The sequence below is a fragment of the Vibrio kyushuensis genome, assembly GCF_050337325.1.
GTDB lineage: Bacteria > Pseudomonadota > Gammaproteobacteria > Enterobacterales > Vibrionaceae > Vibrio > Vibrio kyushuensis.
Map to the genome: position 1 here is coordinate 606,501 of NZ_JAKJSV010000002.1, position 14,756 is coordinate 621,256.

15 protein-coding genes and 1 pseudogene are annotated in these 14,756 nt (G+C 42.9%); 7 read left to right on the forward strand and 9 right to left on the reverse strand.

The annotated features are described in order from the left end of the window. The first annotated feature begins 20 nt into the window (after window positions 1-20). A complete protein-coding gene (nifW, locus tag L4D20_RS02735; protein WP_428800022.1) occupies window positions 21-296 on the forward strand; it encodes a nitrogenase-stabilizing/protective NifW family protein in 276 nt (91 codons plus the stop codon). 19 nt (window positions 297-315) lie between these two features. Here nifW and L4D20_RS02740 read toward each other — a convergent pair whose 3' ends face one another. Further along, window positions 316-1,203, reverse strand: coding sequence for a LysR substrate-binding domain-containing protein (locus tag L4D20_RS02740; protein WP_428800023.1), 888 nt, complete (start codon window positions 1,201-1,203; stop codon window positions 316-318). Between the two features lie 112 nt (window positions 1,204-1,315). Between L4D20_RS02740 and L4D20_RS02745 the strand changes: the two genes are divergently transcribed. Both L4D20_RS02745 and L4D20_RS02750 read left to right on the forward strand, forming a co-directional pair. Next, window positions 1,316-2,647, forward strand: coding sequence for a 6-phospho-beta-glucosidase (locus tag L4D20_RS02745; RefSeq protein ID WP_428800024.1), 1,332 nt, complete (start codon window positions 1,316-1,318; stop codon window positions 2,645-2,647). A 94-nt stretch (window positions 2,648-2,741) separates the two neighbouring features. Further along, window positions 2,742-3,515, forward strand: a complete 774-nt coding sequence (locus L4D20_RS02750; RefSeq protein ID WP_428800025.1) for a carbohydrate deacetylase — start codon at window positions 2,742-2,744, stop codon at window positions 3,513-3,515. 16 nt (window positions 3,516-3,531) lie between these two features. On the opposite strand, the gene L4D20_RS02755 is transcribed toward L4D20_RS02750, so the two are convergent. Beyond that, window positions 3,532-4,428, reverse strand: coding sequence for a homocysteine S-methyltransferase family protein (locus tag L4D20_RS02755; protein ID WP_428800744.1), 897 nt, complete (start codon window positions 4,426-4,428; stop codon window positions 3,532-3,534). Between the two features lie 190 nt (window positions 4,429-4,618). Between L4D20_RS02755 and L4D20_RS02760 the strand changes: the two genes are divergently transcribed. Next, window positions 4,619-5,191 carry an SOS response-associated peptidase gene (locus L4D20_RS02760; protein WP_428800026.1) on the forward strand — a complete coding sequence of 191 codons (573 nt, stop codon included), beginning with the start codon at window positions 4,619-4,621 and terminating at the stop codon, window positions 5,189-5,191. Window positions 5,192-5,209: 18 nt separating this feature from the next. Here the strand turns inward: L4D20_RS02760 and L4D20_RS02765 are convergent, their stop codons facing one another. From L4D20_RS02765 to L4D20_RS02790, 6 genes and pseudogenes are all read right to left on the reverse strand, one after another. Continuing rightward, complete coding sequence (locus L4D20_RS02765; RefSeq protein WP_428800027.1) at window positions 5,210-5,542, reverse strand: PBPRA1643 family SWIM/SEC-C metal-binding motif protein; 333 nt, start codon at window positions 5,540-5,542, stop codon at window positions 5,210-5,212. 123 nt (window positions 5,543-5,665) lie between these two features. Beyond that, window positions 5,666-6,205, reverse strand: a complete 540-nt coding sequence (gene sigZ / locus L4D20_RS02770) for an RNA polymerase sigma factor SigZ (protein ID WP_428800745.1) — start codon at window positions 6,203-6,205, stop codon at window positions 5,666-5,668. 256 nt (window positions 6,206-6,461) lie between these two features. Further along, window positions 6,462-7,136: pseudogene (locus tag L4D20_RS02775) on the reverse strand (glutathione S-transferase family protein); the annotation flags it as partial. Between the two features lie 257 nt (window positions 7,137-7,393). Beyond that, window positions 7,394-8,779, reverse strand: a complete 1,386-nt coding sequence (locus L4D20_RS02780; RefSeq protein WP_428800028.1) for a TRAP transporter large permease — start codon at window positions 8,777-8,779, stop codon at window positions 7,394-7,396. Next, window positions 8,766-9,320, reverse strand: coding sequence for a TRAP transporter small permease subunit (locus L4D20_RS02785; RefSeq protein ID WP_428800029.1), 555 nt, complete (start codon window positions 9,318-9,320; stop codon window positions 8,766-8,768). Before L4D20_RS02785 ends, L4D20_RS02780 begins: the two co-directional genes overlap by 14 nt. 96 nt (window positions 9,321-9,416) lie before the next feature. After that, window positions 9,417-10,481: a TRAP transporter substrate-binding protein gene (locus L4D20_RS02790; protein ID WP_428800030.1), complete on the reverse strand. Its 1,065-nt coding sequence runs from the start codon at window positions 10,479-10,481 to the stop codon at window positions 9,417-9,419. A 230-nt stretch (window positions 10,482-10,711) separates the two neighbouring features. On the opposite strand from L4D20_RS02790, the gene L4D20_RS02795 reads away from it, so the two are divergent. Further along, window positions 10,712-12,085: a cache domain-containing protein gene (locus L4D20_RS02795; protein WP_428800031.1), complete on the forward strand. Its 1,374-nt coding sequence runs from the start codon at window positions 10,712-10,714 to the stop codon at window positions 12,083-12,085. Beyond that, a complete protein-coding gene (locus L4D20_RS02800) occupies window positions 12,082-12,711 on the forward strand; it encodes a response regulator (RefSeq protein ID WP_428800032.1) in 630 nt (209 codons plus the stop codon). Before L4D20_RS02795 ends, L4D20_RS02800 begins: the two co-directional genes overlap by 4 nt. A gap of 53 nt (window positions 12,712-12,764) precedes the next feature. On the opposite strand, the gene L4D20_RS02805 is transcribed toward L4D20_RS02800, so the two are convergent. Next, window positions 12,765-13,415 (reverse strand): Qnr family pentapeptide repeat protein, encoded by a 651-nt coding sequence (locus tag L4D20_RS02805; RefSeq protein ID WP_428800033.1) that lies wholly within the window; start codon window positions 13,413-13,415, stop codon window positions 12,765-12,767. Between the two features lie 306 nt (window positions 13,416-13,721). Here L4D20_RS02805 and L4D20_RS02810 point away from each other — a divergent pair, with 306 nt between their 5' ends. Continuing rightward, the gene (locus L4D20_RS02810; RefSeq protein WP_428800034.1) at window positions 13,722-14,753 is read left to right on the forward strand and encodes an extracellular solute-binding protein; all 1,032 of its coding nucleotides are present in this window, start codon (window positions 13,722-13,724) and stop codon (window positions 14,751-14,753) included. The last annotated feature ends 3 nt before the right edge of the window (window positions 14,754-14,756 follow it).

Consider the following 14,756-nt stretch of genomic DNA (forward strand, 5'->3'; position numbering starts at 1 on the left):
ACGTATACCAAAGTAAATCCATGAGCCAAGCTGACATTCAAAAAACCATCGCTGAATTTACTTCCATTGAGCAAGCGCTTGAATACTTCGATATTGGGTTTGATAGCCGATTTATAGAAGAGTATCGGATCCCTCTCACAAAGCGATTTGGTGGTAATTTATTGTTGGAAAAGCCCGACGACTGGTTCTCTGCTCGTCGAGCACTTAAAAATGCGTACTGCAAAATACAACGTGGACGATTAGACAAAACCACCCGATCTGCCTGCCGCGGCTGTACATCGTGTCAAAGGCGATAGTGTCTTCGGAAACACCTCGTTATTCGCCTTTTCTACACTCATCAACAATCCAATTTGAAAACGCTTGGAATTTCGCTCTTGATTGCATCCCTTGTGGACAAACCAAGTCATAGCCTTTTCCTGACTCTATAGCAGGGAATGGGGCAACCAACTCACCAGATTCAATGAGTGCATAATCAAACTCTAGCCTTCCTAGCGCAATCCCCATCGATTGGCGTGCTGCTTCTGATGAGTGTTCATGAGCAAATACGTCGCAGCGCTGTGTACAGTCAATGTTAACCTTCATTTGATCAAGCCAATATCGCCATGCAGAGTGACTGCCGTTATGGATAAAATTGACCTCTTTTAGATTAAGTACATCATCGAACAATCGATGCTTGTCTGCGTACTCAGGCGTGCAGATAGGAGTACGCTTACCTTGAAATAGCGGCACTTTAAATTGGTCAGGGTAATGGCCATCGCTATAGAAAATACCAAGGTCGATCGGATCAAATTGAAAGTCTGAGATATTCTGTTTTGTTACCAGTTTTATACTTAAGTTTGGATACAGACCGCGAAAATTCTTTAATCGCGGCATTAGCCAAGCGGACGCGAAGTAGGGTGATGTTCCAATGTAGATTTCGCCACTGAGTTCGCCGTTTTGAATATCGGACAACTCAGAAAAAATTAGTTCAAAAGAGGTGTTGAGCATCGACAACACACGAAAACCTTCAGGGGTTAATTCTAGCTTTCTTGTTTTGCGGATGAAGAGGTTGAACTTAAGTTGAGTCTCAAGTTTCTTGATTCGGTGGCTGACGGCACTTTGAGTCAAAAATAGTTCATTCGCAGCGTCAGTAAAACTCAAATATTTAGCCGCTACGCTAAAGGTGTGTAAATGGGCCAAAAGTTGTTGTTTATTATCAAACATACGCTATACATGAATTCTAGTAATCTATGGGGTGATTGTAGTCGTTTGTCAACCGTTAGTGAATTCGTTTTAATGAACTCAATTAATGGGTTTCTAGCGAAAGGTAGTAGATATGACAAACAAACAGACATTAAAAGTAACGGTGATTGGCGGTGGTTCTAGTTATACACCTGAGCTGGTTGAAGGATTATTAGCTCGAAAGGATGAACTGCCTATTTCAAATCTGTGGCTTGTTGATATCGATGCGGGGATGGAAAAAGCGAAAGTCATTGCTGCACTCACAGAGCGAATGATAGCGAAAGTCGGTGCAGATATTACCGTGCATTTAACAACAGATCGTAAAACAGCGCTGAAAAATGCAGATTTTGTTTGTTCTCAGTTTAGAGCGGGACGGATTGAAGCGCGACTACGTGATGAGCGTATCGCACTCAAATATAAAATGATTGGCCAGGAGACCAATGGGTTAGGTGGTTTCTCAAATGCTTGCCGTACGATTCCTATCGCCCTTGAAATTGCAAAAGAGATGGAAGATCTATGCCCTAAAGCGTGGCTACTGAATTTTACGAACCCATCAGGCATGGTAACTGAAGCTCTACTTAAACATTCAACCATCAAAACGGTGGGTCTGTGTAATGTACCTATTAACATGGAACGTGGCGCATCATTGATGTTAGGCGTTCCTCAAGATGAATTGACGATGCAGATAGCTGGTCTTAATCACTTAGTCTGGGCACGTAAGATCCTACATAACGGTGAAGATAAGCTTGAACAAGTGAATGAACAGCTTCTAGCGGGCAACGATAGAATGACGCCTAAGAATATTCCGCCATTTTCTTGGAATGAAGATCTACTCAAAAATATGGGCATGACGCCTTGTGCTTACCTTCGTTACTACTATCAGTCTCGAGATATCATTAACAAAGAGTTTGAAGCATCAAAGAATAAGAGTAACCGAGCTGATCTGGTTGCAAAAATTGAAGCTGATTTACTCGAGCTGTATAGCGACCCAACACTAGACACGAAACCTAAAATCTTGGAAGAACGTGGTGGTGCGTATTACTCAGATGCCGCATGCGAATTGATGAGTAGCATACATAATGATAAGCGTTCTATTATGCATGTGAATACGCGCAACAATGGTGCTATTCAGGGCCTGCCTGATGATTGTGCCGTGGAAGTGAGTTCGGTAATTACTAGCTCTGAAATCCTGCCACTTAATGTTGCGCCATTTCCAACAGATACACTGAGGTTAATTCAGCTGATGAAAGAGTTCGAAACCTTAACGGTGAAAGCCGCAATAGAAGGCGACCTTAACGCTGCGCATCGAGCTCTTATTCTAAATCCAATTGTCGACAGTGGCTCGCATATTCAGGACGCGTTTGAAGAAACGGTCCGTGAAAACATTGAATATATGCCTGCTTTTGCTCACGTTCTGAAAAAGTAATAGCGAGTCATAAAATGCAGCCGGTAAAGGCTGCTCTCTTTGGTAAAGCATTCTTTGAAATTGCTTTATCAGCAGAAACTGGCGAGATGAGACAATGAAATTAATTATGAATGCTGATGACTTCGGCCTATCTGAAAGCGTAAACAACGGAATCGTAGAGTGTATTAAAGCCGGTGTTGTGAAATCAACGACTGTAATGATGAATCAAAAAGCTGTTGAGCATGCGGCTAATCTGTACAAAGAAGGGCTTATTCCTGAGGTGGGTCTGCACTTTACGGTCACAAGTGGCAAGCCGTTATCTGAACCATCTGAAGTCTCTAGCTTGGTTGATGGGCAAGGAAACTTTATCGACAAAACTGTGCTTGTTAACAAGACTGACGTGTGTGAAAAAGAGGTCTACAAAGAGCTTAACGCTCAGTACTGCGCGGCCATTGAAGCCGGGTTTGAGGTAAATCATATCGACTCCCATCATTTTGCAGGTGTATTTCCACCGCTTAAGAATGCTTTTGTGAAGTTTGCTAATGACATTAACTTGCCTGTACGTCGTGTAGACAACATTGTTTCAGGGCAAAGTATGTTGCGGGTACAAACGCCAGATGTCTTTGACATGGGATTTTTTGATACAGGCGCAACAATTGAAAATCTAAAACAGATTATATCTGACTATAAAGAGAAGCACCCTGAAGGGGTGATAGAGCTAATGTGTCACCCAAGCACACAAGAGTTTGACGACTTAACAGGACTGACAGGCTATCGATCTATACGAGCAAACGAGACTGAAATCTTGACGTCTCCTGAGCTAATAGACTGGTTACAAGCTCAGGAGATCGATTGTGTGGGTTTTGATGTATTTAGTCGCGCTGTTTAGCTATGCATTACTGCTCTCAATCATTATGGTTTGATGATCTAAATTGACTCAGTGCTTGGATGTGCTCAGGGTGAATACCACAGCATCCTCCAATGATTGATGCACCTGAATCTAGCCACTGTTTCGCATATTCGAGGTATTGTTTTGGTGAAAGGTCATCACGAATGGCTGATAATCCGTCATTGGCAAGGTGGTCGTCTTGTATGGGTGTAAAGCCATTGGCATAAACACCAATTTGAATGTTTTTACCAAGCTCAGTGAAAATCTGTTTGCTGATTTTAACTGCGTCGTCCATGACCTCTGGGCAGGAGCAATTGAATAGAATCGCTTGTGCATTGGATTGAGCGACAGCTTCTGCAACGCGTTTAATCTCTTCTCCCGAACGAAGCTTAGAGGGTGGAGTCATATCATCTTTGAGTGTAAACGCGTAGTACACCGGTTTGTTTGAATCCGATAGCATTGCTTGGACTAGTTGAAACTCCTCAAGAGAGCTGATGGTTTCAACAATCCACAAGTCGACAAAAGGTTCTTGTGCATTGATGAGGGCGTCAAGAATAGGCCTTGCTTGTTCAGCGTTAAACAGGTCAGGGCGGTACGAGCCTAATGCAGGTGGTAGTGCACCAGCGACAAGCGTGTTTGGGTGTTCATCAGCTGCATTACGAGCAATTTGAGCCGCTGTTGTGGCTAAACCCTGTCCTTGCTCTTCAAACAACTCCGTTCCTAGGTGAAACGGTACGCACGCATAACTGTTGACGGTAATAACATCACAGTCAGCTTCAATAAAATTGCGATGTGCTTGCAGTACATGCTGTGGAGATTCTATTAGAGATTGCGCACTCCATAACGGCTGAGAAAACGGCGCACCCATACGCTGTAGCTCTCGCCCCATACCGCCATCAAAAAGTGTAAACATCATCCAACTTCCAACTATTCGTAAATGGGCAACAGTACTACATTATTTAGATGTTGAAAATGGTAAGTGCTTGTAGGGAAACACTCAAACATAAGTAAATGATTTTTAACTATTCGATCATTAGAAGGATAACGCTAACTCTTATACAGTCTTTATCTATACTCAAACTATTTAGTGAGTGGGAGACGGTATGTGTGGACGCTTTAATGTTATTGATGACCCGTTAACTAAGTTAGTTAGTGAACTGCTCGACATGCAATTTACTACCCAACCTAATAGCGATGTAAGACCAACGAATATGGTATCCACTGTTGGTCACTCTAAGCAGGCATATAAACAGTTAGAGCTAAATTGGGGAATAAAACCAAGCTGGGCTAAGCGAGTGATCATTAATGCACAGGCGGAAAGCGTATCGACGAAATCGACGTTTCGGGAGGCGTTTGAAAACCACAGAGTAATTGTGCCATGTTCAGGCTGGTATGAATGGAGAACAGAACAAGGAAGTAAACGGAAATATCTATTTGGTAACGCTGATGGTTCACCGCTCTATATGGCGGGAATCGCACTAGAGTCTCAGCAGAAACTGGTAACTCTGACGACAACATCAAATAATCAATGTCAGCCATACCATCATCGAATGCCATTTCTGGTTCCGAGCTTTGCAATTGAGGAGTGGCTGACGGTTCCATCGTCACAATGTGTTCAACTGCTCACTAATTACTGGGACGAAGAGCTATTGATAAAACATTGTGACGAGGGTTAACTTTCAGTCGTGGGGAACTTAACCGCAACACTTCTTGTATTTTTTACCACTTCCGCAAGAACAAGGGTCGTTACGGTTTGGTGTTTTTTCAAACGTTGTTGTTTTTGGCTTGTTTAGCAGCGTATCAAGCTCAAGTGTGTTTTCTTCTTTAGTCGAATCAACAGTAATGCTTGCTACGATAGCGTGCTCAGCGACTAATGCTTCAATTTCAGCTTTACGCTCGTCAGTGCTAACCATTACAGAGACCGGTGCTTCTTCAGTTCCTAACTTGACGTCACGATTAACGTTATAGCCTGATTGAACGTGGCTTTGTCTTGCATCGATTCGGCCTTTAAAAAACAGTTTTGACATTGGGGACTCGCTAACAGTTGGGGTGCGTAATTGAGCGAGGGATTATACGCATATATACCGAATGTGAAAGGCGCAATGGCGTTAAAGCTAAGTATTACTTATTGATAGCCACTATATGAACGCTTAGCAACCCGAGCACTGTTTGGGCTTTTGATGAAAATCCAGTAAGTTACCTTGAGCATCAATGGAAAATTCACAGCAGTCGCTAAACAAGGCATGCAGCATTGAACGACTTTTTTGCACACGAGATTTTAATGTGGAGTATTTAATGCCATGAGTTTGAGCGTACTCTTTTTGAGGAACACCTTCGATCTCTATCTTTGTGAGTAAGTCTGCGTGTTCTTGTGGCAGGCCTTTAATAAAGGGGAGTACGCAGGATGAAAGCTGTTGTAGTACCTCTTCGGGCTCTCCTTCCCAAACATGATCTTCTATTTCCTCAGTTCGTTTACCGTTTTTTCGGTAGAAATCGATGATCGTATTATTGGCTATCTGAAACAACCATGACTTGATCTTCTTCTTATCTTTTATGACACCTAAGTTATTGTACGTTTTGATTAAAATCTCTTGAAGAAGGTCGTCAACGTCATCGGGGTTAGAGACGTTTTTGTGTAAAAAGGCTTTGAGGCTAGCTCGGTACTCAGACCATACAGTTTCAACTTTCATCTTTTCGCTATTCACTTCTGTTTTCCTAGTACCTTGTATAAGTTAGCAAATAAGTGCTCCTAAGAGCACTTAATTTAACGGTTATCAAATAACCAAATTAGTTTGTGCAACAGTCAGGTGTGCAGCAGTTCGCTACGCTACCATTAGTCGTACAGCACTTCTCTTTGGCATTGTCTGAGGTGCAGCAATCAGAAGTACAACAATTAGCTTCGCAACAACCATCATCACAACAATCGGCATTATTACAATCGACAGTGCAACAGTTAGAGGCTTGGCCTTCATTAATTGTCGCAACAAACGTGTTGGTGAGATAAAAGTTTTTGAATCGCTCGATAAAATCTGAAGAAACTGATTTTTCTCCAAGCTCTGTTGATAATATAGCTTGTTGCCATGCTTGCGTTTTAGGCAAGCAGCAAAGTAGGTCGTACCCTGAATGCTCCTTTACTATAGCCGCGCGATGCAGAAGGGGTAACCAAGCAATATCGACATTGCTGAGTTGGTTTGAATTGAAGAACGTTGTAGAGCCAGTCAGTTGCTTCTCAATCTTTTGAAATACAGTGCGCAATTTCTCTGTACGTTGGTTGAATGTCGATTCATCTTTACTGCTCATGGCCCCGCATTGTGACAGGTAGTTTTTGGTTCCAAGATAGCTCCATGCGCGATCCTGCGCTCGTTGTTCATTTGAAATACCACCTTCTAATGGGCCAAACTCATCCTCGATGTATTCAACAATCGCATCAGATTCAAAAAGGGCGGTGTTGTTCTCGGTGATCATTACTGGCACTTGGCCGTTAGGTGAAAGATCAAGGAACCACTGCGGTTTATTCTTAAGGCTAATGAATTCGATCTCGTAAGGGATGTTTCTTGTCTCAAGTGCCGCTGTTACACGCTGAACAAATGGGCAAATTTCAAAACTAATCACTTTAATCATAATGGTCTCTTCAATAAGGTTTTAATGTATTTACCCCTATAAGACGAAGAGACGTTGAAAAAGACGAAATAAAATTGAAGTTAAGTAGAATTGAATGGATACGAATATTATCGGGGGCACTGTCATTACTGAGAGAACTTGACTGCAAAGTTGTGGAGCGGTTATAGGCGAAGCAAGCGTATAGACGAAGCAAACGTATAGGTGAGTTTGCTTCGTCTGGTCATTTTCTGACTTTGGCTTACATCTGACGCAATAACTTAGCCATAAGCAACGCTAGGGAACCAAAGTACCAATTGAGGCCAAGCGACCAAGCAGCTGAGGGCAATCAGTTGAATCACGATAAAGGGTATAACGCCTTTATAGATATCTTTTAACGCGACACCTTCTGGGCAGACCCCTTTTAAATAGAACAGGGCGAACCCAACCGGAGGGGTTAGAAAACTTGTTTGCAACGCCATGGCGACCAACATAACGAACCAGACTAGGCTAGGGTTATCAACTACGCCATGACCGTCTAATTCAATGCCTAAGCTTGAAATAACAGGAGCAAGCAAAGGAAGCGCAATAAGGGTTATTTCAATCCAATCTAAGAAGAAGCCTAAGAAGAAAATGATCATTAAGATAAAGGCGATGATCCCATAAGGCCCGAAAGGTAAACCGCTTAGGAACGATTCAATCAGTTCATCACCCCCTAATTCACGTAATACCAAGGCAAAACAGGATGCGCCTAAAAAGATCATGAAAATATAAGCGGTGGTGCCATAGGTGGAAAGAAGGACATCTTTAATCACTTTAAGTGAGAGTTTTCTATTGTAGGTTGCCAACAGGGTAGCGCCTAATGCACCAATCCCAGAGGCTTCTGTTGGGGTCGCGATGCCTGCAAAGATAGACCCAAGAACCGCAATAATAAGCACCACGGTCGGCGTAATCGCTTTGAATACTTCAAAGATGATACTCCAATCGACCGGCTGAACATCATCAGGTACAGGAGCATGATTTGGGTTGAGTTTACCGACAATCAGGATATACGCGATGTATAAGCTACCAAGCAACAACCCTGGTAATATCGCCCCCATAAAGAGATCGCCAACTGATAAGCCCAGTTGGTCAGCCATGATAACCAGCATGATGGATGGCGGAAGCAAAATACCAAGTGTTCCAGCAGAGGCCACCGTACCAAGTGCCAGTGGGAGGTGATAGCCTTGGCGCATCATGGTCGGCAGTGACATGACGGTCAGTAATACAACCGACGCACCGATGATTCCGGTTGATGCCGCGAGAATGATCCCGATAGCCATGACTGTGACGGCTAATCCACCATGAACCTTACCAAACAGCTTTTGCATCGACGCCATCAGTTTTTCGGCAATGCCTGACTTATCTAGCATATTCCCCATAAAGATAAACATGGGCAAAGCTACCAAAATCCAGTTGTCCATTATTTTGTAAATACGGTTAACCACTAGCCCAAGGGTGTTGTAATCCAAGCCTGTGAATGTATCTAAATAGATGTCGGCAAAATAACCAACACCTGCGAAGAATACGCCGATGCCGCCCAATACATACGCAACGGGAATACCAGTGAACAGTAACAGAATAAATGAGCCAAACATGGCGATAACGATCCACTCATTTGCTTCCATGGGAGTCTCCTTTCTGTGTGTTGGAATTTAAGGTATGGATGTTTCGCAAAATACGAGAAACTAGTGACAGAAGAAGCACACTGAAACTGACGGGTATGACCGCTTTGATTAGCCAACGAAAAGGTAAACCAGAAGGCGATGATGAACGTTCATTGACTCGCCAAGCTTCATAGGTGAAATCGTAAGCATGAAAAATCACGACAAGTACAAATGGAATAGCGAATAGGGATAGCCCAATAATATCGACCCATGCTTTTTTACGTTCGCTGAACTTGTGGTAAAACAAATCGACTCTAACGTGCAGGTTATTCACTTGTGCGTATGCGGTGCCAAACATGACGGCAGTTGCATAAAGGTGCCACTGCAACTCTTCAAAGGCTATTTGTCCGTTAGAGAATACTTTCCTTAAAACCACCTGAATAATGATGACAGCGATAAGTGCCAAGTTGGCCCAAGCAATAACTTTGCTGATTGATTGGATAAAATTATCGATGTGTAAATACACGGGTGTAGGACTAGAAGTGGATAACGCACGAAGCATAATTTCCTCCAGTGAGACTGATCAGCGTTTAATGCTGACCAGTCGAGCTATTAATTGAATAGTGATTGCTAAAAAGTGTTAGGTTTTAGTGCGCGTTTATTGGCCTGACTCTCTCGGAAGGAATGCATGAGATTCCCACAAAGCGTAACCACGTCGGAACTCACTTAAGTCTTCCCAAACTTTGGCAAAGAATGGGTCTTCTACTTTTTCATCAACCACTTCTAGCCACGTCGTTTCAAACAGGTTCAACATCTCGTCGTTCCAGTATCGAATCTCAACACCTTTCTCTTTGGCTTTTTGCATTGCGCTGTATTGCATCGCTTCGCCTTCAGCGATTGAGTAAGTCATTGCAGCCATACAGGTCGTTTCAACAGCGCTTTGCTGCATTGTGTCCATGCCGTTCCATGTATCTTTGTTGATCAGCAGCTCAAACACGGTGGATTGTTGGTGCCACCCAGGGAAGTAGTTGTACTTGGCCACTTTGTGGAAACCAAGACGTTGGTCAATGGCGGGTTGAGAGAATTCAGAGGCATCGATCGCCCCTTTTTCCATCGCGCCGAATATTTCACCACCCGGCAGTTGCACCGTGCCGACACCCAATTTCTCCATAACAGACGCACCCAACCCAAAGAATCGCATGTTCAAACCTTTAAGATCTTCTGGCTTCTCGATCGGTTTTTTAAACCAGCCTGAAGTTTCTGGGGAAATAATGGCACAAGGAAGAACCTTGACGTTGTAACCGCCTTGGTCATACATCTCTTGATAGAGTTTCAACCCGTTACCAAAGTGAAGCCATGCCATGTATTCGCCTGCTTCTGGCCCAAAGGGAACAGCAGAGAAAAGAGCCGCCGCCGGTAGTTTTCCTTGCCAGTAACCTGCTGTTGAATAGCCCGAGTTAATTTTACCGGTAGAAACGGCATCTAGAATCTCAGCAGGATTAACCAACTTGCCTGGCTCATAGATTTTCATCTTAATGGTGCCACCTGAGGTTTGTGGAATGCGCTCTGAATACCATTTGATAGGCGTACCAAGTGCAGGCAAGTGACTACCAAAAGCGATAGGCGTTTTAAGCAGTACTTTGTCGGCGGCGTGTGCTGAGCTGAACGTCAATCCACTGGTTGCTGCAACAGCCATGATCAGAGCGATTTTGTTGAGATTCATATCCATTTCCTCGTTAGGTCCCTAGTGTGTGTTGTTTGAAATGCGACTATTGCAAGGCAGTACGCTGATACTTGTGTTAATGCAATGTTACATTTAAGGTAGAGTTTAAAGGTCGTAGTGAGCGGGCGAAATTGGGATAAACGCGCAAATTGAATGAGTAGTATTGCTGAAAGTTTTTCGAATGTTACGTAGTAATACGTATAAAAAATTAATGTTAGTTATGGTGTTGTATGCGTTTTGTGAATAATAAAAAATTATCGATTAACATTTTTTTGCTCTCTGTAGTGCCCCTAATTGTGGTGGTTTCTATCATGGCGACCTTACTGTTTAGCCAAGCCAAACAGCTGGTGGAAGAAGAGGTTCATTTGATTCGCGCCAATCTGATTGCCTCCAAGAAACAGGAGCTGCAACAGTATGTCGAGCTTGCTATTAAAGCGATTCAGCCCTATTACGACAGTGACCTTCCTGAAACTGAAGCGAAAACCATCGTTCGCGAAAAGCTTACCCAAATGACCTACGGAAATGACGGTTACTTTTTTGCTTATGATTGGGAAGGTGATGCTTTGGTATTACCTTATCAAAAAGACAGAATTGGCAAGAACTGGTGGCTCGTTGAAGATGTTCATGGAAAAAAATTGCTTCAAGAGTTAATTAAAGTCTCCAAACAAAAAGGCGGTTTTGTTGACTACCAGTGGCACAAGCCGTCCAAATTAGAGCCCTTACCTAAATTAAGCTACGCCGTAGGGCTTGAAAAATGGCAGTGGATGATAGGCACTGGGGTTTACCTTGATGATATCGAACAACAAGTGCGCCACATGCACAATGGCTTTGATGACAAGGTGAGCCAAAGTGCTGCTGCCATGTTTGCGGTCATGATCGTTGCGGTATTTCTTATTGCGGCAGTAGGGGCATCGCTTAATTTAAACGTAAAGAAACTCGCGAACGAACAACTCAGTTTACTCAATGAGCAGATAGTTGATTCTCAAGAAAATGAACGGCGACGCGTATCGAGAGAGCTTCACGATGGTGTAAATCAACTGTTAGTTGCGGCTAAATATCGCATTGAGAATGTTCGTGATGAAAGCGATGAAAAGAGAAAACTGGAAGAGTTAGAATCAGGTAAGATCGCAATGGAACAAGCCATTGTAGAACTAAGGCGGATCTCACGAGATTTGCGCCCGCCTCAACTTGATGATTTAGGGTTGGTGGCTGGTATTGAAGCGTACCTAGATCAATTGAGGGCAAGAACGGATTTGGATTTACTCTTTGAGCATGATATCGATGAAGTCGTGTTACTGCCTGAAGTTGAAACGACACTGTATAGAGTGACTCAAGAGGCACTTCATAACGTAGAGAAACATGCGCAAGCGAAAGGAGCAGATGTCATTTTGCAGCGAGAAGGATCTGAGCTTCTGTTGACCATCAGTGACGACGGGTGTGGGTTTTCTATACCCAACAAGCGTAGAGAGAGAGCTGCGGCACAAGGAATGGGCGTGAGAAATATGAATGAACGTATTCAAGCACTTGGCGGAAAGTTTTCGGTGTCGAGTGAGGTAGGGCAAGGGACTGAAGTTCGAGTGAGCTTGAACATGGAGTTGTTATGATTAATTTAGTATTAGCCGACGATCATCGATTGATGCAGGATGGCTTGAAATCGCGCCTAGAGAGGGAAGATAATCTCAATATATTAGCCTGTGCTGGAACTGGTCTGGAGGCGCTAGAGATTACTCGTTCATTAAAGCCCGACGTTCTTTTGCTCGACATTAATATGCCCTTGTTAAACGGTATTGAGGTGCTGCAACAGCTGAAAAGCGAAGCGTGTGAAACCTCAGTCATTATGTTGTCTATGCACGATACGAAAGAGTACGTTGTCACTTCAGTGAAGGCGGGTGCGAAAGGCTATGTGTTAAAAGACGTTGGCTCAGAAGAGTTGGTATTGGCGATCAATCAAGTTGCCCAAGGGCGTTCTTATTTAAGTGCGCAGGCATCAGACAAGTTACTTGAGCAGTTCAATGAAAAACCAGAGCCCAAAGATGACACATTATCAAAACGAGAACTTGACGTGTTACATGCGTTGGTTGAAGGTGACTGCAACAAAGCCATTGCTAAGAAGCTGCATATTAGTGTACGCACAGTGGAGACTCATCGATTAAGAATTAAGAAAAAACTGGCGGTAACTTCTACAGCAGGGTTAGTGAAAGCGGCTATTGATCGAGGGTTGATAGAGTAGCTTGAAGACAAGTAGAAGCGGACATCAGGTTATGTCCGCCAAACTTTATGAGACTACATTACAATGAGCCCAAATGGTTCGAGCAACTGTGCTTGCTGCCAGTCACACACCTTCACGCCATACATAGAAACGCGGCGAATATCGAGCCCTTCCAATTCAACATGAGTTAAGTCGCATTGCTCCATGCCAAACGTTCCCCATTGTTCTGGGCTAAATTCTCCTCGTGATAAATCAGACCCTTTTAGGCTTGCGCCCGATAAGTTAGCCCCATTCCAGCGGTTTTCAAACAATTCGCATTTCTCTAGTAATGCACGCTCGAAATTACTGTAGGTTAGGTTACAGCCCGTAATATAGGCCGATGAAAAAAAAGCTGCGTTACTGATTCGATTAATAAAGTTAGCTTGTTGGAAATTTGCTCCCTTTAAATCACATTTACGCAGTTCAATGCCAAAGCAATCAGCGCCGCTGAATTGGCACATGGTCAGCATACAATTGTCAAAACTGGCGTCTTTTAAGTTGGCGTATTGGAAGCTACATCCTTCCAGTGCTTTGGGTTCAATGAAGCGACACTCTAAAAATTTTGCATCTCTCAAATCTGCGCGATCAAAACTACAATTAAAAAATCGACACTGTTTAAAGGTTTGGCCCTGCAAGTCTTGGTGAGAAAAATCGTGCTGGTGATAAGTCAGATCTGTATGAGTCATATTCCCTCTTTTGGAATGGTGTACCGAAGATGGGCTAAGACTAACACCGCTTATTGCTATATTTCCACATAATTAAACGCCGTAATATCAGTGGGTTACAATCGCTTAAATTGCCCATTTAAAGAGCCTGTAGAGCCCGCTAGCCATATCGATTTGAAATTATCGCGATAGCATATCAAGAAAATAGTTTCATTCCACGTGTAAGCTTAGCGTACGTATTAAGCAATGCCACACTCATGGTCTATAGTTAGCTAAGTATTAGAAGAACAATAAAAACAAATGTCAGATGGATTTGAGAGTGTATTTATGAACGTAACTAAAATACTAGCTGTCGCTTTAGGCTGGATAATTTGTGTCCCTCTATTTGCTGATGAGATACGTCTACTTACCTGGGAAGAGTACTTTTCTTCAGAGTTAATCAGCGAATTTGAACAACAAACCGGGCATACCCTCAAACAAGTCTATTTTGAAAGCGAAGCGTTACGCGATCAGGTTGTCTATTCAGGCAAAGCAAAAGCATATGATCTTTTTATTATTGATGGCTATACACTTCAGCAATTGAGCGAAGAAGGTGTGTTGAGTAGAGTAGATCGTTCTCTAGCAGAAGGTAATTTTTCAAAAGACTCGGTGGCGGCGTGCAAAGATTATGGTGTTCCATATTCGTTTGGATCGATTGGTATTGGGTATAGAGGATCAAAAGTGGATAAAACATTTAATTCTTGGATGGATGTTTTTGACTACGCAAAAGAGAATCCAAATACAGTCGTTATGCCAGATGAGGATCTGGATACTGCCGGAATTGCTTTGATGGCACTTGGGTATCATCCTATGAGTACGAGTGAAAACGAGCTAAAGGAAGCGTATCAATTGTTGGATGGAGTCGTAGGTAGCTTACTCGCATTTAGAAACACGCTCGGCTATGCAATGGACAAAGGTGCTGATTCTTCCATGAATGTGTCGGTGTTTTATTCTGGTGAAAAAGAACAAATAAGCATTGCAACGAATCAAGATGATTGGGAGTATGTGATTCCCACTGAAGGGACGTTAATGTGGTATGAGTGTTTTTCCAGTCATGTGGATAGACCGATTAACGAGGCTACAAGATCATTCTTAAACTTTATAAATAAACCACAAAATGCCATCAATAACGCTCAAAGTATATGGTTTGCAACAACAAACAGTAAAGCGTTGAAGTTAGCTGAGAGCGACTATCTAAAGGATAGTGAGCTATTCCCGAAGGTTACAGAAAAAACTAAGAATTACAGTTATGATGTAATAGATGAAAAATCACAACAGATAAGGGCCAATATTATCAATATACTATCATCAGACAAGTAGGGT